Below are 20,091 nucleotides of genomic sequence, written 5' to 3'. Positions count from 1 at the left end.
CATCATAGAACCAACCGATGACAGGAATAAACCGTCTCGGCGCGTACTAACCTTGAGTCCTGTACACTGCACGACCTTGGCAGCCACACATTCCCCCGGCTGCGCTCCCGATCCTGGATTTTCCGGCCATGCAGAAAGAAACCGAAATCAAACTCCGCGTCAGCCGCGAAACCCTCGCCGCCCTGCGCGAGCACCCCTTACTGAAAAAACGCAACAAAAGTGGCTGGGAACGCCGTGAGTTGATGAATCAGTACTTCGACACCCCAGAGCGCGATCTGGCCCAGGCCAAAGTCGCCCTGCGCCTGCGCAAGGATGGCGAAGAAGTGATCCAGACCCTCAAGACCCGCGGCCAGAGCGTCGCCGGCCTGTCGGTGCGTAACGAGTACGACTGGAACCTGCCCAAAGCCAAGCTCGACCTGAAGAAACTCGACGGCGAATGCTGGCCCGAGGAACTGGCCGAGCTCGACAAGAAGACCCTGAAGCCGATCTTCACCACCGACTTCGTCCGCGAACGCGCGGAAATCGCCTGGGGCCGCGGCAAGACCAAGGTGGTCATCGAAGCCGCCCTGGACCTTGGCCACGTAGTGGTCGGCAAGCAGAAAGAAGAAATCTGCGAGCTGGAGCTGGAGCTGCGCGAAGGCGAGCCGGCCGCATTGCTGGAGCTGGCCGCCGAGCTGGCCGAGAAACTGGCGCTGATGCCATGCGATATCAGCAAGGCCGAGCGCGGTTATCGCCTGTACGACGCCCACAGCTATTCGTTGAGCCTGCCGGCGCCGCAGATCACGGCCGAAACGCCGCTGGACGACGCGTTCGCCGCGCTGAGCTGGCACTTGCTCGGCAGCAGCCAGCGCCTGGCCGAGCAGTATCGCTTCAACGGTCACTGGCGCCTGTTGCAGGACTGGGTCGAGTGCCTGGCCGAAATGCGCGCGCTGATCAGCAGCCTGGGTCAAGCCGCACCCCGTCAGTCCACTCACGATCTGCGCATCGCCCTTGATGCCTTGCTGGAAGACTGGCGTCCGCTGGTCCAGGCCGGCCTGGACGATGAAGACGTGCGCAAAGCCGCGCCCGAGCAGTTCCTTGAAGAACTCGAAGACCCGCGCTGGGGCCTGTTCTCCCTGACCACCTCACGCTGGCTGCTGGCCCGCACCTGGGCCGCCGACCGCAACACCCGTGGCAATCGCCAGGGCGCTGCGCAACTGGGCAGCTGGTTGCCACGCCTGCTGGGCGAAGAAGCCAACTCGCTGCAATTGCAACGCTATCAGCAACAACCGGAAGACCTGGCCGAGCAACTGCCGCGCATCGAACGCATCCAGGTCTGGCTGCACCATGCGCGTAACGTGCTGGAGATCCCGGAAATGGATCGCCTGTACGGCGAGCTGAACAAACTGGCGCAACTGGCCAACGAATCGATCACCGACGAAGTCCTGGATGCGCGCAAGCAGCAGGCGATTGCGGTGTATCAGAACCGTGCCTGGAAGATGCTGCTGCGTCTGTAATACCGTCATCGCGAGCAAGCTCGCTCCCACAAGGGTTGTGGTGTACGCATTTCCCCTGTGGGAGCGAGCTTGCTCGCGATGAGGCCAGCAGACTCACCACAAAATTCAGACCGGCAAACTGGTAGTCGACTTGATCTCCGACAACGCCACGATCGAGTTGACCTCCTGAATCCCCGGCACCATCGACAGCTTCTCGAAGAAGAAGCGCTCGTACGCCTCGATGTCCGCCGTGACAATCCGCAGCAGAAAATCCACCGACCCCATCAGCACGTAACACTCCAGCACCTCCGGAAAGCCGCGAATCGCCTCGGTGAATTCGGTGAAGTTCGAACGCCCGTGGGCATTGAGTTTCACCTCCGCGAAGATCTGCGTGTTCAGGCCGATTTTCTTGCGGTCGAGCAAGGTCACCTGGCCGCGAATGATGCCCTCCTCCTTCATCCGCTGGATCCGCCGCCAGCAAGGCGATTGCGAGAGCCCCACCTGCTCGGCGATCTGCGCGCTGGAGAGCGAAGCGTCCTCTTGCAGCAAGGCGAGGATCTTGCGGTCGTAGCTGTCCAGCTCGCTCTGCATAAAAAAACCTTTAATTTCTGTATATGTGAATTGATTAAGTCTGCATTCCTGCCATTGGGCCAATCATAGAGAAGAAATACCCGGCACAGGATGTAAATATTTCTCCAGTAATTCTGGAGCCTGACCATGCCGTATCTCGAAGCCGTGAACACCCCACCTGCCCGCGCCGATGTCTGGAACGTCAGCAATGCCCATTGCCGGGCTCACTATCAAATGCTGGCCGAGGCCGAACCGGACCTGCTGTGTCGCGCCCTCAATCTGTTCGCCTTGCAATTGCTCACGCCGGAACAGGTCAACGTGCAGCGCCAGGACGACTGGCTGACCATCGAGATCGTCATCGACGGTTTGAGCTGGCACCGCGCGCAAGTGATCGCGGAAAAACTTCGTAACCTGATCTGCGTCTGCTCGGTAGAGCTGCAGGAAGCTGACTCCGCCTGGGCCGAAACGGTACAGGCGGCGGGCTGAAAAACGCCGAAACGGCTTCGTCGGGTAGTGGCCCAGCGGTCAGCCGGGCCACGGCTATCCTTTGCGCACTGTCGTTCAAAAGGAGCCCGCATGTCCGTACAACTCGCCTTTCAGGACCGCTGGCTGGATCTCAATGATGTGCTGCGCGAACTGGTCGCGCAGGGCTTTATCAGCCAGGATTCGGCCGAACACGCGCTCAATGCCCGCCGCCGCAACGCCACCCACGGCCAAATGCATCCGCTGGAGTTCATCGCCAGCCAACAGTTGGGCGACCTCAGCCGCCCCGGCAAACTGCTGGACCTGGAAAGCCTGACCCTGTGGCTTTCCCGGCAGGCCGGGCAGCCTTATCTGCGCATCGATCCGTTGAAAATCAACGTCGCGGCCGTGACCCCGCTGATGTCCTATGCCTTCGCCCAGCGTCACAAGATCCTCGCGGTAGCGATCGACCGTGATGCAGTGACCGTGGCCAGCGCCCAGCCTTATGTCAGCGGCTGGGAGGCTGACCTGACCCACGTGCTCAAATTGCCGATCAAGCGCGTGGTGGCCAACCCGGTGGACATCCAGCGCTTCAGCGTCGAATTTTTCCGTCTGGCCAAATCGGTCACCGGGGCCAACAGCGCCGACCCGCACGTCAGCACCCTCGGCAATTTCGAACAGTTGCTCAACCTCGGCGCCAGCGACCAGGAGCCGGACGCCAACGATGCCCACATCGTCAACATCGTCGACTGGCTGTTCCAGTACGCGTTCCAGCAACGCGCCAGCGACATCCACATCGAGCCCCGTCGCGAGCAAGGCACGGTGCGCTTTCGCATCGACGGCGTGCTGCACAACGTCTACCAGTTCCCGCCCCAGGTCACCATGGCCATCGTCAGTCGCCTGAAAACCCTGGGGCGCATGAACGTCGCGGAGAAACGCAAACCCCAGGACGGCCGTGTGAAAACCAAGACCCCGGACGGCGGCGAAGTTGAACTGCGTTTGTCGACACTGCCCACCGCCTTCGGCGAAAAAATGGTCATGCGGATCTTCGACCCGGACGTCCTGCTCAAGGACTTCGACCAACTCGGTTTCTCCACCGACGACCTGCGCCGCTGGCAGGACATGACCCGCCAGCCCCACGGCATCATCCTCGTCACCGGGCCGACGGGGTCGGGCAAGACCACCACCCTCTACACCACCCTGAAAAAACTGGCGACGCCGGAGGTCAACCTCTGCACCATCGAAGATCCGATTGAAATGGTCGAGCCGGCCTTCAACCAGATGCAGGTCCAGCACAACATCGACCTGACTTTCGCCGCCGGCGTGCGTGCGCTGATGCGACAAGACCCGGACATCATCATGATCGGCGAGATCCGCGACCTCGAAACTGCGGAGATGGCGATCCAGGCGGCGCTCACCGGGCACCTGGTGCTGTCGACCCTGCACACCAACGATGCGCCCGGCGCCATCAGCCGCCTGCTGGAACTCGGCGTGCCGCATTACCTGATCAAGGCCACGGTGCTTGGCGTCATGGCCCAGCGACTGGTGCGAACCCTGTGCCCGCACTGCAAGGCGCCGCTGGTGCTGGGCGAAGATGACTGGCAAACCCTGACCCGCCCCTGGCAGGCCCCGCTGCCAGGCAATGCCCAGCGTGCCGTCGGTTGCGTGGAGTGTCGCGACACCGGTTATCGCGGCCGTGCCGGGGTCTACGAAATCATGCAACTCAGCGATGGCATCAAGGCGTTGATCAGTCCCGATACCGATCTGCTGGCCGTGCGGCGCCAGGCATTCAAGGAAGGCATGCGCAGCCTGCGGCTGTCGGGGGCGCAAAAGGTCGCCGCCGGGCTGACAACCATCGAGGAGGTTCTGCGCGTGACGCCCCAGAGCGAGCAGAACTGAACCCGGCTGTTCTTATCCGCCATCGGCACCGCTACACTCCAACGATTGCTACTCCACAGATCCACACATCAACAAGGAATCGTTATGCAGATCGGTAGTGTGCTTTTGCTTTTTGTCGGCCTGGTGGTCGCCATTCTGTTCATGGGCTTCAAGGTCGTGCCCCAGGGTTTTGAATGGACCGTCGAGCGTTTCGGGCGCTACACCAACACGCTCAAGCCGGGGCTGAACGTGATCGTTCCGGTGATGGACCGCATCGGGCGCAAGATGAATGTGATGGAAAGCGTGCTGGATATTCCGCCGCAGGAAGTCATCACCGCCGACAACGCCACGGTGCAAATCGACGCCGTGTGCTTCTTCCAGGTGGTCAACACGGCCCAGGCAGCCTACGAGGTGAACAACCTCGAGCACGCCATCCGCAACCTGTTGCAAACCAACATCCGCACGGTGCTCGGCTCGATGGAGCTCGACGCCATGCTCAGCCAGCGGGACGGCATCAACGAAAAACTGCTGCGCACCGTCGATGAAGCGACCGCGCCGTGGGGCATCAAGATCACCCGGATCGAGATCAAGGACATCAGCCCACCCGCCGACCTGATGGCGGCGATGAGTGGGCAGATGAAAGCCGAGCGGATCAAGCGTGCACAGATCCTCGAAGCCGAAGGCCTGCGTGCCGCAGCGATCCTGACCGCCGAAGGCAAGAAGCAGGCGCAGATCCTCGAAGCCGAAGGCAGCCGGCAGGCCGCCTTCCTGGAGTCCGAAGCCCGGGAGCGGCAAGCCGCGGCAGAAGCCCAGGCCACCAAGGTGGTGTCCGAAGCGATCGCCAGCGGTAACGTGCAAGCGGTCAACTACTTCGTGGCGCAGAAGTACATCGACGCGCTGGGCATGTTGGCTTCGGCCAACAACAGCAAAGTGATCCTGATGCCGCTGGAGGCCAGTTCGATGATCGGCGCGGTGGGCGGCATTGGCGAAATCGTCAAAGCCACTTTCGATAACAAGAAAGCCTGAGGCGCGCCATGTGGGCATTTTTGCAGCATCTTTCATTCTGGGACTGGTTGGCGCTGGGCACGGTGCTGTTGATTCTTGAAGTGTTCGGTGCCGGCGGCTACCTGCTGTGGATCGGTATGGCAGCGGCTGCCGTGGGCGTCTTGACCTTCTTCCTGCCGGGTCTGTCGTGGGAATGGCAATTTCTGTTGTTCGGCCTGCTGTCGATCGCCACCGCCTTGTACTGGTGGCGGCGTCAGCACACGGCGACTCGCCTGAGCGATCAGCCGCACCTGAACCTGCGTGGTCAGGAGCTGATCGGCAAGACGTTCGTGGTGCATGAAGCAATTGTCGACGGTCGCGGCAAAATCAAGGTGGCCGATGGCGTGTGGATGGCCCGCGGGCCGGACGTTGCCATTGGCAGCCGCGTGCGGGTGGTCGGCCAGCAAGGCGCGATCCTGTTGGTCGAAGCGGCGGAATAGGCAGCCACGGAACTCGATTGGGGGTTGGCAATCCAACCGCGTAGTCAACCCAGTGGAGTCACCCTGTCATGCGTTTCAAACTTGCTGTCGCTACCGTCGCGCTGTTGTCCCTGCCTGTCGGTTCGGCGATGGCCGATACTTTTTGGCGTAACGTTCTTACGTCCGGTGCAACCACCGGTTCGAGCTATCTGACATCCAAGGATCACAAACTGGTCGTCGCGGCCCAGGACGATGCCAGCAGCTTCGTCGCCAGCGACGGCAGCATCCGCGGTCCGTACCTGGAAGCGGCCATGCAGAAAGTCCGCGCCGACAACCCGGGCCTGCAAGCCACGGACATGGAGTTGGCGAATGCGATCCTGGCGAAGAATGCCGTGGCTTCGGAATAAGCGTTGCGAATGAAAAATGCCGCTCACATGAGCGGCATTTTTTTGCCCGGCGAACACAAATCCCACGTTCACCGAGCTTCCCTGTGGGAGCGGGCTTGCTCGCGAAGGCGTCGTGTCAGCCACATTTATGCTGATTGACACACCGGCTTCGCGAGCAAGCCCGCTCCCACAGGGGTTATGTGCAGCCTGAAATGTCAGCGGTAGTCATCCACCGGCACACACGCGCAAAACAGGTTCCGGTCCCCATACACATTGTCCACCCGGTTCACCACCGGCCAGTATTTGTGAGCCTTGGTATGCGCGTCCGGCGTGACGGCTTGCTCGATGCTGTACGGCCGCGCCCATACGCCGGTGATATCGGCCAACGTATGCGGCGCACCTTTCAACGGGTTTTCTTCCGCCGGCCAATTACCGTTCTGCACCTCGTTGATTTCCGCGCGGATGCTCAGCATTGCGCCGATAAACCTGTCCAGCTCCGCCTTCGATTCACTTTCGGTCGGTTCGACCATCAGCGTCCCCGGCACCGGGAACGACATGGTCGGAGCATGGAAGCCGTAGTCCATCAGGCGCTTGGCGACGTCCTCTTCGGTGATGCCGGTCAACGTCTTGAGCGGTCGCAGGTCGAGGATGCATTCGTGGGCTACCCGTTCATTACGCCCGGTGTAGAGCACCGGAAAGGCACCGGACAAATGCCGCGCCAGGTAATTCGCAGCCAGGATCGCCACTTCGCTGGCGTCCGCCAGTTGCGGCCCCATCATGGCGATGTACATCCAGCTGATCGGCAGAATGCTTGCGCTGCCCCAGGGCGCCGCGCTGACGGCGCCATTTTGCGGCTGCGGCCCGTCGATCGGCACCACCGGATGGTTGGCCACGAACGGCGCCAGATGTGCCCGAACACCAATCGGCCCCATGCCCGGACCGCCGCCACCATGGGGAATGCAGAAGGTCTTGTGCAGGTTCATGTGCGAGACATCGGCGCCAATATCCGCCGGCCGCGCCAGCCCGACCTGGGCGTTTAGGTTGGCGCCATCCATGTACACCTGACCGCCGTGATGGTGGATCACCTCGCAAATTTCACTGATGCCTTCCTCATACACACCATGAGTCGAAGGATAGGTCGCCATCAGGCAGGCGAGTTTGTCGGCGGCCTGTGCGGCTTTTTCCTTGAGGTCATCCAGGTCGACATTGCCCGCCTCGTCACACTCGACGATCACCACGCGCATCCCGGCCATTTGCGCCGACGCGGGATTGGTGCCGTGCGCCGACGAAGGAATCAGGCAGATATCGCGGCCGCCCTGTTGTCGGCTCTCATGGTATTTGCGGATCGCCAGCAGCCCGGCGTATTCGCCTTGGGCACCGGAGTTGGGCTGCATGCAGATGGCATCGAAACCGGTGATCGCGCACAACCAGCGCTCCAGTTCCTCGATCATCAGCCCGTACCCGACGACCTGCTCTTTCGGCACGAACGGGTGCAGGTTGGCGAACTGCGGCCAGGTGATCGGGATCATCTCGCTGGTGGCGTTGAGTTTCATGGTGCAGGAGCCCAGCGGGATCATCGATTGATTGAGCGCCAGGTCCTTGTTTTCCAGTTGCTTGAGGTAGCGCAGCATCTCGGTTTCGCTGTGATGGGCGCTGAACACCGGATGACGCAGATAAGGTGAAGTTCGCAGCAACCCTTGGGGAATTCCGCCAGGCAGGACTTCGGCATCCAGGTCCTCGATACTGAGCCCGTGATCGGCCCCCAGAAACACGTCGAACAGCCTCTCCACGGTGGTTTCGTCGCAGACCTCGTCGAGGCTCAAGCCCAGTTGGCCGCGCCCGAGAATGCGCAGGTTGATCTGCGCGGCCCGGGCACTTTCGATGATCGCGGTCTGGGTGCCGCCGACTTCCAGCGTCAGGGTGTCGAAGAAGTGCCGGTTGACCCGGGTGATACCCTTGCGCTCAAGCCCGGCGGCCAGGATGCAGGTCAGCCGGTGAACCCGCTGGGCGATCCGCTTGAGCCCTTCCGGGCCGTGGTAGACCGCATAGAAACTGGCGATATTGGCCAGCAGCACCTGGGCCGTGCAGATGTTGGAGTTGGCCTTCTCCCGGCGGATGTGTTGTTCGCGGGTTTGCAGGGCCATGCGCAGGGCGGTGTTGCCCCGCGCATCTTTGGAAACACCGATGATCCGCCCGGGAATCGCCCGTTTGTACTCATCGCGGCTGGCAAAAAATGCCGCATGCGGCCCGCCGTAGCCCATGGGCACGCCAAATCGCTGGGACGAGCCGAACACCACATCGGCGCCCAGTTCACCCGGCGGGGTCAGCAACAACAGACTCAGCAAATCCGTGGCGACACAGGCCAGGGCCTGTTGCGCGTGCAGGTGATCGATCAGTGGCCGCAGGTCGTGGATCTCGCCGTGGGTGTCAGGGTATTGCAGCAGCGCACCGAACACCTGGTGCTGCTTCAAGTTATCCACAGCATCGACGATCAGCTCGAAGCCGAAACCTTCGGCGCGGGTCTGCACCACGGAAATGGTTTGCGGGTGGCAGTTTTCGTCGACAAAGAACAGATTGCTTTTGGACTTGGCGACCCGCTTGGCCAGGGCCATGGCTTCCGCCGCGGCAGTGGCCTCATCCAGCAGCGAGGCGTTGGCCAGTTCCAGGCCGGTCAGGTCGATGGTCAATTGCTGGAAGTTCAGCAGCGCTTCGAGCCGCCCTTGGGCGATCTCCGGTTGATAGGGTGTGTACGCGGTGTACCAGCCGGGATTTTCCAGCACGTTACGCAGAATGACCGCCGGTGTGAGGGTACCGTGGTAGCCCATGCCGATCAGGCTGGTCCAGACCTGGTTCTGCTCGGCATAACCACGCAGCTTGGCCAGCGCAGCCTCCTCATCGAGCGCCGGGGGCAGGTCCAACGCCCGGTTGAGGCGGATGCCCGGCGGCACGGTTTGCTCGATCAACTCGACCCGGCTGCCCAGGCCAAGGCTGTCGAGCATCGCCTGTTGCTCGGCGGCATCGGGTCCTAGGTGGCGGCGCAGAAAGGCATTGGGGTCGTGTAACTGGCTCAGGGACGGCAACTGGGACATGACGGGCTCTCTCTTGACTGGCGCTCAGCGTCGATGCAACACGGTCAAACCAGCATAGCAGTCGATCTCCGCGTGGATGGCGTGGCGTCGTCAGTCAAACCGGCTCCGCCACCCCGGTGACGCACAATATCGATCTGGATCAACTGGAAGCGGCGATCACTCCGCGCACCAAGGCCATTGCGGTGTAACTCGCCGGATTGCCCGTGGACATGACGCGTCTGTACGCACTGGCGAAGAAGCACAACCTGCGAATCGTCGAGGATGCGGCCCAGGCACGGGCGACTTTCATGGAGCAGATGCAGGCTTTGGGTGTCGGGATCGGCTATCACTACCCGCCGATTCACCTGTTGAGCCTTTACCGCGAGCGCGGTTTCAAGAAGGGCATGTTCCCGGTCGCCGAGCGGGTCGGCCGGCTGATTGTCTCGCTGCCGATGTTCACCGTGATGAGCAAAGCCGATGTCGAGCGTTCGGTGGCGGCGGTGAAAGCCGTCTTGCGGTCTTGACTCGGCCTTTGTAGGAGCTGCCGCAGGCTGCGATCTTTTGACTTTGATTTTAAAAACAACATCAAAAGATCGCAGCCTGCGGCAGCTCCTACAGGGGCGAGCATTACTCGCCGATGGCGGCCTTGTAGCCGGCGGCATCCAGCAGTTTTTCCAGATCGGCGGTGTTGCTTGGCTTGAGCTTGAAGATCCACGCGCCATACGGATCGGAGTTGAGCAGCTCAGGCTCAGCACTCAGCGCTTCGTTGACCGCGATCACTTCACCGGCAATCGGGGAGTAGATATCGGAAGCGGCTTTAACCGATTCAACGACACCCGCCTGATCTTCAGCGGCAAACACGTTGCCAACTTCGGTCAGTTCGACGAACACCACATCACCCAGCGCTTCCTGCGCGTGATCGCTGATGCCCACGGTGACGGTGCCATCGGCTTCCAGACGTGCCCATTCGTGACTTTCGGCAAAACGCAGGTCGGCAGGGATATTGCTCATGTTCTGTGTCCTCAGGAAATTGTCAGCGGTCGTTAACCGCTGGAAAAGATTAGATCAAGGTTTTGCCGTGGCGTACGAAGGTCGGTTTGACCACCCGGACCGGGTACCACTTGCCACGAATTTCCACTTCAGCGCGGTCGGCAGTTGCCATTGGCACGCGCGCCAGTGCTATCGACTTGCTAAGCGTAGGAGAGAAACTACCACTGGTGATCTCCCCTTCGCCAACATCAGCGATGCGCACGACCTGATGAGCGCGTAAAACACCGCGTTCCTCAAGGACCAGACCGACCAGTTTGTGCTGTACACCAGCAGCTTGCTCGGCTTCCAGGGCCTTGCGCCCGATGAACTGCCGGGTGGCAGGTTCCCAGGCGATGGTCCAGGCCATATTGGAGGCCAGGGGTGAAACATCCTGCTGGATGTCCTGACCGTAAAGGTTCATGCCGGCTTCGACCCGCAAGGTATCCCGCGCGCCAAGACCGATGGGAGAAATCCCGGCACCGACCAGATCATTGAAGAACCCGGGCGCCTGATTCGCCGGCAGAATGATTTCCAGGCCGTCTTCGCCGGTATAACCGGTGCGCGCGATGAACCAGTCACCATCGGGCAGGCCTTCGAAGGGCTTGAGGAGCTGGATCAGGTTGCCGCGGGACTGGTTGACCAGCTCGGCAATTTTTTGCCGGGCGTGAGGGCCCTGGATGGCCAGCATCGCCAACTCGGAACGCTCGCGAAGCTGCACGTCGAAACCGTCGAGATGCGCTTGCATCCAGGCCATGTCCTGATCGCGGGTGGAGGCGTTGACCACCAGGCGATAGCCCTCGTCGAGACGGTAGACGATCATGTCGTCGACGATGCCGCCTCGCTCATTAAGCATGGTGCTGTACAACGCACGGCCGGGGCTGTGCAGGCGTTCGACATCATTGGCCAGCAAATGCTGAAGCCAGGCCTTGGCCTGGGAGCCGCCGACGTCGATAACGGTCATGTGGGATACATCGAAGACACCGCAATCGCGGCGCACCTGATGGTGTTCCTCGACCTGCGATCCATAATGCAGAGGCATGTCCCAACCGCCAAAATCGACCATCTTTGCGCCGAGCGCGAGATGAAGGTCATACAGAGGCGTACGCTGTCCCATGGGTTTCTCCTTCCGGGCGTGGCGAAGGTGCGGGCAAGTGCTGCACGGACTGAATGCCTTGAAACAAAAGGCCTTTAGCCGATTTCAGCTACCTGGTCTGTCAGACGGACCGCACCGAATGCCGCGCATTGTAGCCGCAAGGTGTAGGACTGACACCTAGCTGTTTCGATGCGCTGAGCGCCGGATCAATCCGATGACCGGCAGCAACCCGACCAGCACCAGGGTCAACGCTGGCAAAGATGCCCTCGCCCATTCTCCTTCGCTGGTCATTTCAAAGATCCGCACCGCCAGCGTGTCCCAGCCAAACGGGCGCATCAGCAGGGTCGCGGGCATTTCCTTGAGCACGTCGACGAACACCAGCAGCGCCGCGCTCAAGGTGCCGGGCAACAACAACGGTAGATACACTTTGAAAAACAGTCGCGGCCCACTGACGCCAAGACTACGTGCCGCTTCGGGCAAAGATGGCCGTATACGCGCCAGGCTGCTTTCCAGTGGCCCGTAGGCCACCGCAATGAAGCGCACCAGATAGGCTAGCAACAATGCTGACAGACTGCCCAGCAGCAGCGGCTTGCCCGCGCCACCGAGCCAGCTCGAGAGCGGGATCACCAGCTCGCGATCCAGGTAACTGAACGCCAGCATGATCGACACCGCCAGCACCGAACCCGGCAAGGCGTAACCCAGGTTGGCCAGACTGACCCCGGAACGAATGACCCGGGTGGGCGCCAGGCGTCGGGCAAACGCCAGCAACAAGGCGACGCTGACGGTGATCAACGCCGCCATCGCCCCCAGGTACAAGGTATGGACGATCAACCCGGTGTAGCGCTCGTCGAGATCGAAGCGTCCGCGCTGCCAGAACCACACCGCCAATTGCAGCATCGGGATAACGAAAGCGCAGGCAAACACCAGGCCGCACCAGGTCGAAGCCGCCAGCGCCTTGAAGCCCCGCAGGTGATACAGCGCCTTGACCCGTGGCCGCTCGTTGCCCGCCCGGTTGGCCCCGCGGGCACGCCGCTCGCCGTAGAGCACGAGCATCACCACCAGCAGCAACAAGCTGGCCAGTTGCGCGGCGGAAGACAGGCTGAAAAAACCGTACCAGGTCTTGTAGATGGCCGTGGTGAAGGTATCGAAGTTGAACACCGACACGGCGCCGAAATCCGCCAGGGTTTCCATCAGCGCCAATGCCACGCCCGCACCGATGGCCGGTCGCGCCATGGGCAATGCCACGCGCCAGAACGCTTGCCAGGGCGATTGACCCAGGACCCGCGCCGCTTCCATCAGGCCTTTGCCCTGGGCGAGAAAGGCCGTGCGGGCCAGCAGATACACATAGGGATAGAAAACCAGCACCAGCACCACAATCACCCCGCCCGTGGAGCGCACGCGCGGCAGCCGCAGACCGCTGCCGAACCATTCGCGCAGCAGCGTCTGCACGGGCCCGGCAAAATCCAGCAGGCCGACGAAGACGAAGGCCAGCACATAGGCCGGAATCGCGAAGGGCAGCATCAATGCCCAGTCCAGCCAGCGCCGGCCGGGGAATTCGCAAAGGCTGGTCAGCCAGGCAAGGCTGACCCCCAGGACTGTCACGCCGACACCGACACCTAGCACCAGGGTCAGGGTATTGCCCAGCAAGCGCGGCATCTGTGTATCCCATAGATGGGACCAGATCTGTTGATCGATGGTTTGCCAGGAAAGCAGCAGGACGCTCAGGGGCAACAGGACCAGCGCAGCGATGGCGAAGACGACGGGATACCAGCGGCGTTGGGCGGGGTGGGCCAAGGAAAAGCTCTCTGGATAAATCAACGAAATGTACGTGAAACGCGAAAAGATCGCAGCCTTCGGCAGCTCCTACAGGTTGGTGATCACCCTGTAGGAGCTGCCGAAGGCTGCGATCTTTTGCTCTTTAAACCAGCAGGCTCAGTTCCAGCCAGCCTTGTCCATCAGGCGAATCGCCTCAGCCTGGCGCTTGCCGGCAATTTCCACAGGCAAGGTATCAGCGATGAACTTGCCCCATGCGGCGACTTCAGCCGATGGCTGCACGGCCGGGTTCGCCGGGAACTCCTGGTTCACGTCGGCAAAGATCTTCTGCGCTTCAGGGGTGGTCATCCACTCCACCAGGGCCTTGGCCGCTTCCGGGTGTGGCGCGTGTTGTGTCAGGCCGATACCCGACAGGTTGATGTGTACGCCACGGTCGGCCTGGTTCGGCCAGAACAGCTTCACCGGCAGTTCCGGCTTCTGCTTGTGCAGACGGCCGTAGTAGTAGGTGTTGACGATGCCGACATCGCACTGGCCGGCATTGATCGCTTCGAGCACGGCGGTGTCGTCGGAAAATACGTCAGTGGACAGGTTCTTGACCCAGCCCTTGAGGATTTCCTCGGTCTTCTCGGCGCCGTGCACTTCGATCATGGTCGCGGTCAGGGACTGGTTGTAGACCTTCTTCGCCGTACGCAGGCACAGGCGGCCTTCCCATTGCTTGTCGGCCAGTGCTTCGTAGGTGGTCAGTTCGCCCGGCTTCACGCGGTCAGTGGAATAGGCAATGGTCCGCGCCCGCAGGCTCAAGCCGGTCCAGGCATGGGAGGCGGCCCGGTACTGCAGCGGAATGTTGGCGTCGATGGTTTTCGAGGTGAACGGCTGGAGGATGCCCATCTGCTCGGCTTGCCAGAGGTTGCCGGCATCGACGGTCAGCAGCAGGTCGGCCGGCGTATTCGCGCCCTCGGCCTTGAGCCGCTGCATCAGCGGCGCTTCCTTGTCGGTGATGAACTTCACCTTCACGCCGGTCTTGGCGGTGTAGGCATCGAATACTGGCTTGATCAACTCGTCGATACGCGAGGAGTAGACCACCACCTCGTCAGCGGCCTGGGCGGCGGTGCTGCCGATCAGGGTCAGGGCCAGTGCAGTCAGTAGACGCTTCGGTGCCAACATGGGAGCGGTCTCTCGATTGAAAAATGAGGTCAAATGATAAGGACTCACATTTAGCTTCTCAATCGAAGCTGTTCGCGGAGGAGTTACCAGATGTTGCGCCGCCTGGAATTCGTGGTGCTTGTGCTGTCGCCTTCGCGGGCAAGCCCGCTCCCACAGGTTTTTTGGTGTACACAAATTTGATGTTTCACACCGGTCACTGTGGGAGCGGGCTTGCCCGCGAAGAGGCCAGTAGCCTCGATGCAGAACTCAGGGCTTGGCCAGCGCCGGAAGATCCCCGGTCAACCCCAGAGCTTCACGCACGAACAAGGCCTTGGCTTCCGGCATCTTCTCAACCATTTTCAACCCGGTATTACGCAACCAGCGCACCGGCAACGGATCCGCCTGGAACAAGCGCTCGAAGCCTTCCATCGCCGCCATCAGTGCCAGGTTGTGGGGCATGCGACGACGCTCGTAACGGCTGAGGACTTTCACATCCGCCAGGCGTTCGCCACGGGTTGCCGCTTGCAGCAACACTTCGGCCAGCACGGCGGCATCGAGGAATCCGAGGTTCACACCCTGCCCGGCCAACGGGTGAATGGTGTGGGCCGCGTCGCCGATCAACGCCAGGCCTTCCGCCACATAACGCTTGGCATGCCGCTGGCGCAGGGGCACACACAGCCGCGGGTCGGCGCTGAGCACTTCACCGAGTTGCCCCTCAAAGGCTCGCTCCAGTGCCTTGCAGAAACCCTGGTCATCCATCGCCATCAAGCGTTCGGCTTCGCCGGGTGTGGTCGACCAGACGATCGAGCACCAGTCCCGTTCGCCGTCGCGCTCCAGCGGCAGAAACGCCAACGGACCGTTGTCGGTGAAGCGCTGCCAGGCCGTCATCTGGTGCGGCTTGGCGCAACGCACACTGGTGACGATGGCATGGTGCAGATAATCCCATTCGCGGGTCGCGACCCCGGCCAGGCGCCGCACGGCCGAGTTGGCGCCATCCGCCGCGATCACCAGCGGCGCGCGCAGGGTGCGGCCATCGGCCAGGGTCAGCAGCCAGTCATCGCCGGAGCGGCGCATCTGTTCCAGCCGTGCATTGGCCAGCAAGCCCAGGTCACAGTCGTGCAGACGCTCGAGCAAGGCATCCTGGACCACTCGGTTTTCGACGATATGCCCCAGCACCTCGGCATGCACGCTGGTCGCCGAGAAGTGGATTTGCCCGGTGCCGCTGCCATCCCAGACCTGCATGTCGGTGTAGGGGCTGCTGCGCCGCCCGGCGATGCCGTCCCAGACGCCAAGGCGTTCGAGGATCCGCTGGCTGGCAGCCGACAAGGCGCTTACGCGTGGCTCAAACGCGGCCTGGGCGTTGAAGGGTTTGACACTCATGGGGCTGCCGTCCAGCAGCAGGACTTCCAGCCCGCTGTTCTGCAACGCCAGCGCCAGGGCGCTGCCGACCATTCCGGCCCCGACAATCAGCAGATCTGCGCGCATTTCCATGCTTTAAGCCTGTCTCTCTTGCGGCTTGAGCCGCACGTAAAGGGTTTTTCCGACCCGCGCCACCAGATGGCCGGCGCCGTCATGAATGTCGACCTGCAAGTGCGGCAGGTTTTTTATCGATCGTGCCTTGCCAAATCGGCGGGTCAGCCGGCTATGCATCCGGTCGCGTCCCCAGCCCCATCGCCTGCCGGGCAAACCAGCGTTTGGCCGGTGGCAGCAGGTCGAGGCCGAGCAAGCCGATGTTGCGGCCCAGGGACACCAGCGGCTGGGTACTGCCGAACAGGCGCGTGACCTGATCGGAGAAGCCCACGGTGAGGTCCTGGTCTAGACGCTGATGTTCGCGATAGGCCTGCAAGGTGGCAAAGTCGCCCAAGGGTTTTTCGCTGGCGAGCAAGGCATCGGCCAGGGCCTGGGCATCGCGCAGGGACAGGTTGAACCCCTGGCCGGCAATCGGATGAAGGCTGTGCGCCGCGTTGCCGAGCACCGCCAGATGCGGGCGCACCTGTTCCTCGGCCTCGACCAGTGTCAGCGGATACAGGTGACGTGCACCAACCTGCTTCAACGTACCGAGGCGATAACCGAAGACGCCCTGCAACTCACTGAGGAAACTGCGCTCATCGAGGGCCGCCAGGCGTTGCGCGTCCATGCCCAGGCGAGTCCAGACCAGTGCGCAGCGGTTTTCCGGCAGCGGCAGCAACGCCATCGGGCCTTCGTCGGTGAAACGCTCGAAGGCCATGCCGTTGTGGGCCTCGCTCGGGGTGATGTTGGCGATCAGCGCGCTCTGGTTGTACGGACGCTTGCGGATGCCGATCCCCAGTTGCTCGCGCAGACCGGAGCGACCGCCATCGGCGAGCACCGCGAGGTCGCATTCCAAGGTGGTTTCATCGTTGAGGGTCAGGCGATAGCCATCGGTCAGCGGCTCCATGCGGGTGACTTCCGCCGGGCAACGCCAGCTGATCACGTCCTTGTCCAGGCCTTGCCACAGGCATTGGCCGAGCCAGGCGTTTTCAACGACATAACCCAGCGCTGGAACACCCTCTTCCATCGCCGACAACCGCGCCGTCGAGAATCGACCACGGTCGGAAACATGAATCTGCTTGATCGGCTCGGCGCGGCGCGAAACTTCCTGCCAGATGCCCAGGCGTTGGTAAATCTGCCGCGAGCCAAAGGACAGCGCCGAAGAACGGGCATCGTAACTCGGTTGATACGTATCCCCCGGGGCGAACGGCTCGATCAGCACAATCTTCCAGCCTCGGGCCTTGGCGCCGGCCTGCAAGGCCAGCGCCAGACTCGCACCGACCAGCCCGCCACCGATGATTGCCAGATTGACTCGACTCATGCCGCTTGTGTCCGTGCTTGCGCCATCAGGGCCTCGATTTCGCTGACGGTTTTCGGCACGCCGCCCGTCAATATTTCACAGCCGGTTCTGGTGACCACTACGTCGTCCTCGATGCGCACGCCAATGCCGCGCCATTTCTTCGCCACGCTCTGGTTGTCCGGAGCAATGTAGATCCCCGGCTCCACGGTCAACGCCATGCCGACCTCCAGTACGCGCCACTCGCCGCCGACCTTGTATTCGCCGACATCGTGCACATCCATGCCCAGCCAATGACCGGCGCGGTGCATGTAAAACGCCTTGTAGGCTTCGCTGGCGATCAACTCGTCGACGTCGCCCCGCAGCAGCCCCAGCTTGACCAGCCCGGCCGTGATGACCCGGACTGTGGCCTCGTGCGCTTGATTCCAGTGTTTGTTCGGGGCGATTTCGGCAAAGGCGGCTTCCTGGGAGGCCAGGACCAATTCGTAAATCGCTTTCTGTTCCGCTGAATACTTGCCGCTGACCGGAAAGGTCCGGGTGATGTCGCTGGCGTAGCAGTCGATCTCGCACCCGGCGTCGATCAGCACCAGGTCACCGTCCTTGAGCAGCGCGTCATTCTGCTGGTAATGCAGGATGCAGCTGTTGCGCCCCGCCGCGACGATCGAGCCGTAGGCCGGCATCTTCGCCCCGCCCTTGCGGAATTCGTAATCGAGCTCGGCTTCCAGGCTGAATTCGTGCAACCCGGCGCGACAGGCCTGCATTGCCCGTACGTGCGCCTGGGCAGAAATCCGCGCCGCCTCGCGCATCACTTTCACTTCTGCCGCCGATTTATACAGGCGCAAGTCGTGCAGCAGATGATCCAGGGCAACGAATTCGTTCGGCGGCTGGGCACCGAGGTTGGCCTTGGAACGGATCACGTTGATCCATTCCATCAGGTGGCGGTCGAATTCGGGGTTGCTGCCCATGGCCGAGTAGACCCGGTCACGACCTTCGATCAGGCCCGGCAGGATGTCGTCGATATCGGTGATGGGGAAGGCGTCATCGGCGCCGAAGTCGCGAATCGCACCTTCCTGCCCGGCACGCAGGCCGTCCCACAATTCGCGCTCGGCGTTGCGCTCGCGGCAGAACAGGATGTATTCGCCATGCACGCGCCCCGGCATCAGCACCAGTACGGCCTGGGGCTCGGGAAAACCGCTGAGGTACTGGAAGTCGCTGTCCTGACGGTAGACGTGCTCGACGTCGCGGTTACGAATGGCCACCGCGGCGGCGGGCAGGATGGCAATGCTGTTGGGTTCCATCTGCGCCATCAGGGCCTTGCGGCGACGGCTGTATTCCGATTTCGGGATGTGGATCATGGGCAGATGGCGTTCCCTGGCAAACGATTAGTGCAGCGACGGTTTGGCGGCGGCCGGCACGTCTTTCTTGGTCTCGGAGAACAGCAGCAGTGGCGCGACGCGCAGGTACTCCATGACTTCCATATAGTCGTTTTCGCCGTCGTCGGACTCTTCCAGCGCGTCTTGCACCTGGGAAATGGCCGCCAGATCCTGCAACACTTCGGTGGCCTCGGTGCTCAGGGCGCTGCTGTCACGGCAGTTCAGGCCGAAACCGCTGAGGAAACCCTGGCACCATTGGCCCAGGGCGGCGGCACGCTCGGTGAGCGGAGCGTCGTCGGTCGGCAGCAGCAGAACGACGGTCACGTCATCGCCGGTGAGCTCGCCTTTTACCATCTCTTGCAGGCCGATCAGGGCGTTGCGAACGTTGTCCTGCGGCTCGCTTTCGAGCAGTTCGGCGGCGTCGATCAGCCAGCCTTCGGCGTCGAAACCGGCACCGGCGCAGCTGCGGCCGAGCAACAGGCCGTGCAGTTCGGCAGGCGAGACGTTGTGGCCGCTGGAAGTCAGCAGGGTGGCGAAGCCTTGGTACGGGGAATTCTGAATGGTCATGGGCAGCTAGGCGCCAGACGGCGCTATGTCTAGAATGAAGGCCTTGTATCCTACATCGACTACCCCTGTAGGAGCGAGCTTGCTCGCGATGAACCCGAGAACGCCGCGGATTGTCAGGGACCCAGCGTTATCGTTGGCGACCATCGCGAGCAAGCTTGCTCCTACAGCCACCACCCATCAGACAGTGAAGACAATGGAAGACACCGACCTGCAAGCGCTGATGGCCAGACTCGAACTGCTGATTACCCGAGTCGAGCAACTTAAGAGTCAAAACGGACTCTTACTAGCTCAGGAAAAGACCTGGCGCGAGGAACGCGCGCATCTCATTGAAAAAAACGAAATCGCCCGGCGTAAGGTCGAGTCGATGATTTCGCGCCTCAAGGCCCTGGAGCAAGACTCATGAGTTCAAGCAATAGCGTCACCGTGCAGATTCTCGACAAAGAGTATTCGATCATCTGCCCTCAGGAAGAGCGCAGCAACCTGGTCAGCGCCGCCCGTTATCTGGACGGCAAGATGCGCGAGATCCGCAGCAGCGGCAAAGTCATCGGCGCCGACCGTATCGCCGTGATGGCTGCGCTGAACATCACCCACGACCTGCTGCACAAGGAAGATCGCCCGGATGTTCAGGTCAGCGGCTCGACCCGTGAGCAGGTTCGCGACCTGCTCGATCGCGTCGATCTGGTCCTGGCGACCGATCCGGACGTCACCAAAGGCTGATTCGCGTCGCCGCTTGCGGTATACTGCCCTCACTCCCTGGGGTGTTTGCCAGTTGGCGATGTCCCTGAGCCGATTTGCTATACCCTGGAGGTTGCACGTTGGGCTGGTGTGCATGTCCGCTAGACGGAAAGCCTTAAAGCCTACTGCATCTTCCACCTTGAACTTTCGGGTTCAAGGGCTAAGTCGACAGCGACACATTCGGGGAGCCTGATTCCAGTCCAATGCCGGTTTAAATACCGGCATTGGCGTTTTTATAGATCCGCTATTTACAGTTACGCTTCATGTACC

At 61.8% G+C, this 20,091-nt stretch carries 18 protein-coding genes, 1 other RNA gene and 2 pseudogenes; 10 read left to right on the top strand and 11 right to left on the bottom strand.

Annotated features, from left to right (window positions below):
- The first annotated feature begins 128 nt into the window (after nt 1-128).
- Nucleotides 129-1,496 (top strand): CYTH domain-containing protein, encoded by a 1,368-nt coding sequence (locus AC07YV_RS04590; protein ID WP_102669321.1) that lies wholly within the window; start codon nt 129-131, stop codon nt 1,494-1,496.
- 105 nt (nt 1,497-1,601) lie between these two features.
- On the opposite strand, the gene AC07YV_RS04585 is transcribed toward AC07YV_RS04590, so the two are convergent.
- A complete protein-coding gene (locus AC07YV_RS04585) occupies nt 1,602-2,066 on the bottom strand; it encodes an Lrp/AsnC family transcriptional regulator (protein WP_102699631.1) in 465 nt (154 codons plus the stop codon).
- 126 nt (nt 2,067-2,192) lie between these two features.
- Here AC07YV_RS04585 and AC07YV_RS04580 point away from each other — a divergent pair, with 126 nt between their 5' ends.
- From AC07YV_RS04580 to AC07YV_RS04560, 5 genes are all read left to right on the top strand, one after another.
- On the top strand, nt 2,193-2,531 hold the full coding sequence (locus AC07YV_RS04580; RefSeq protein WP_102699632.1) for an ACT-like domain-containing protein: 339 nt from the start codon (nt 2,193-2,195) through the stop codon (nt 2,529-2,531).
- A gap of 90 nt (nt 2,532-2,621) precedes the next feature.
- The gene (gene tfpB, locus AC07YV_RS04575; protein WP_102699633.1) at nt 2,622-4,406 is read left to right on the top strand and encodes a type IV pilus assembly ATPase TfpB; all 1,785 of its coding nucleotides are present in this window, start codon (nt 2,622-2,624) and stop codon (nt 4,404-4,406) included.
- 84 nt (nt 4,407-4,490) lie between these two features.
- Nucleotides 4,491-5,411: an SPFH domain-containing protein gene (locus AC07YV_RS04570; protein ID WP_102699634.1), complete on the top strand. Its 921-nt coding sequence runs from the start codon at nt 4,491-4,493 to the stop codon at nt 5,409-5,411.
- An 8-nt stretch (nt 5,412-5,419) separates the two neighbouring features.
- Nucleotides 5,420-5,869: an NfeD family protein gene (locus AC07YV_RS04565; RefSeq protein WP_102699635.1), complete on the top strand. Its 450-nt coding sequence runs from the start codon at nt 5,420-5,422 to the stop codon at nt 5,867-5,869.
- A 68-nt stretch (nt 5,870-5,937) separates the two neighbouring features.
- The gene (locus tag AC07YV_RS04560; RefSeq protein WP_007978921.1) at nt 5,938-6,255 is read left to right on the top strand and encodes a DUF2388 domain-containing protein; all 318 of its coding nucleotides are present in this window, start codon (nt 5,938-5,940) and stop codon (nt 6,253-6,255) included.
- 194 nt (nt 6,256-6,449) lie between these two features.
- Here AC07YV_RS04560 and gcvP read toward each other — a convergent pair whose 3' ends face one another.
- Complete coding sequence (gcvP, locus tag AC07YV_RS04555) at nt 6,450-9,323, bottom strand: aminomethyl-transferring glycine dehydrogenase (protein WP_102699636.1); 2,874 nt, start codon at nt 9,321-9,323, stop codon at nt 6,450-6,452.
- A 113-nt stretch (nt 9,324-9,436) separates the two neighbouring features.
- Between gcvP and AC07YV_RS04550 the strand changes: the two are divergent.
- Nucleotides 9,437-9,826: pseudogene (locus AC07YV_RS04550) on the top strand (DegT/DnrJ/EryC1/StrS family aminotransferase); the annotation flags it as partial.
- Between the two features lie 103 nt (nt 9,827-9,929).
- On the opposite strand, the gene gcvH reads toward AC07YV_RS04550, so the two are convergent.
- The 9 genes and pseudogenes from gcvH to AC07YV_RS04505 form a co-directional block, all read right to left on the bottom strand.
- Entirely contained in the window at nt 9,930-10,313 is a 384-nt protein-coding gene (gene gcvH / locus AC07YV_RS04545; RefSeq protein ID WP_102699637.1) for a glycine cleavage system protein GcvH, read from the bottom strand.
- 49 nt (nt 10,314-10,362) lie between these two features.
- Nucleotides 10,363-11,445, bottom strand: a complete 1,083-nt coding sequence (gcvT, locus tag AC07YV_RS04540) for a glycine cleavage system aminomethyltransferase GcvT (protein ID WP_102699638.1) — start codon at nt 11,443-11,445, stop codon at nt 10,363-10,365.
- 156 nt (nt 11,446-11,601) lie between these two features.
- A complete protein-coding gene (locus AC07YV_RS04535; protein ID WP_102699639.1) occupies nt 11,602-13,218 on the bottom strand; it encodes an ABC transporter permease in 1,617 nt (538 codons plus the stop codon).
- Between the two features lie 138 nt (nt 13,219-13,356).
- Nucleotides 13,357-14,361, bottom strand: coding sequence for an extracellular solute-binding protein (locus AC07YV_RS04530; RefSeq protein WP_102699640.1), 1,005 nt, complete (start codon nt 14,359-14,361; stop codon nt 13,357-13,359).
- A 246-nt stretch (nt 14,362-14,607) separates the two neighbouring features.
- Nucleotides 14,608-15,825, bottom strand: a complete 1,218-nt coding sequence (locus AC07YV_RS04525) for a 2-octaprenyl-3-methyl-6-methoxy-1,4-benzoquinol hydroxylase (RefSeq protein WP_173900803.1) — start codon at nt 15,823-15,825, stop codon at nt 14,608-14,610.
- 9 nt (nt 15,826-15,834) lie between these two features.
- A pseudogene (locus AC07YV_RS04520) lies at nt 15,835-15,945 on the bottom strand (tetrameric acyl-CoA thioesterase); the annotation flags it as partial.
- Between the two features lie 37 nt (nt 15,946-15,982).
- The gene (ubiH, locus tag AC07YV_RS04515) at nt 15,983-17,170 is read right to left on the bottom strand and encodes a 2-octaprenyl-6-methoxyphenyl hydroxylase (protein ID WP_218500977.1); all 1,188 of its coding nucleotides are present in this window, start codon (nt 17,168-17,170) and stop codon (nt 15,983-15,985) included.
- A complete protein-coding gene (gene pepP, locus AC07YV_RS04510) occupies nt 17,167-18,501 on the bottom strand; it encodes a Xaa-Pro aminopeptidase (RefSeq protein WP_102699643.1) in 1,335 nt (444 codons plus the stop codon). The genes ubiH and pepP overlap by 4 nt, the downstream gene beginning before the upstream one ends.
- Nucleotides 18,502-18,528: 27 nt before the next feature.
- Nucleotides 18,529-19,086 (bottom strand): YecA/YgfB family protein, encoded by a 558-nt coding sequence (locus AC07YV_RS04505; RefSeq protein WP_095964285.1) that lies wholly within the window; start codon nt 19,084-19,086, stop codon nt 18,529-18,531.
- A 193-nt stretch (nt 19,087-19,279) separates the two neighbouring features.
- Between AC07YV_RS04505 and AC07YV_RS04500 the strand changes: the two genes are divergently transcribed.
- The 3 genes from AC07YV_RS04500 to ssrS all read left to right on the top strand — a co-directional run bounded on the left by AC07YV_RS04500 (nt 19,280) and on the right by ssrS (nt 20,012).
- A complete protein-coding gene (locus AC07YV_RS04500; RefSeq protein WP_007982902.1) occupies nt 19,280-19,489 on the top strand; it encodes a TIGR02449 family protein in 210 nt (69 codons plus the stop codon).
- Nucleotides 19,486-19,803 carry a cell division protein ZapA gene (locus tag AC07YV_RS04495; RefSeq protein ID WP_007978902.1) on the top strand — a complete coding sequence of 106 codons (318 nt, stop codon included), beginning with the start codon at nt 19,486-19,488 and terminating at the stop codon, nt 19,801-19,803. The genes AC07YV_RS04500 and AC07YV_RS04495 overlap by 4 nt, the downstream gene beginning before the upstream one ends.
- A gap of 30 nt (nt 19,804-19,833) precedes the next feature.
- A non-coding RNA gene (ssrS, locus tag AC07YV_RS04490) (6S RNA) lies at nt 19,834-20,012 on the top strand.
- Nucleotides 20,013-20,091 lie beyond the last annotated feature (79 nt).

The organism is Pseudomonas sp. GW456-E7 (assembly GCF_059424105.1).
This window is presented reverse-complemented; position numbering and strand designations above follow the sequence as displayed.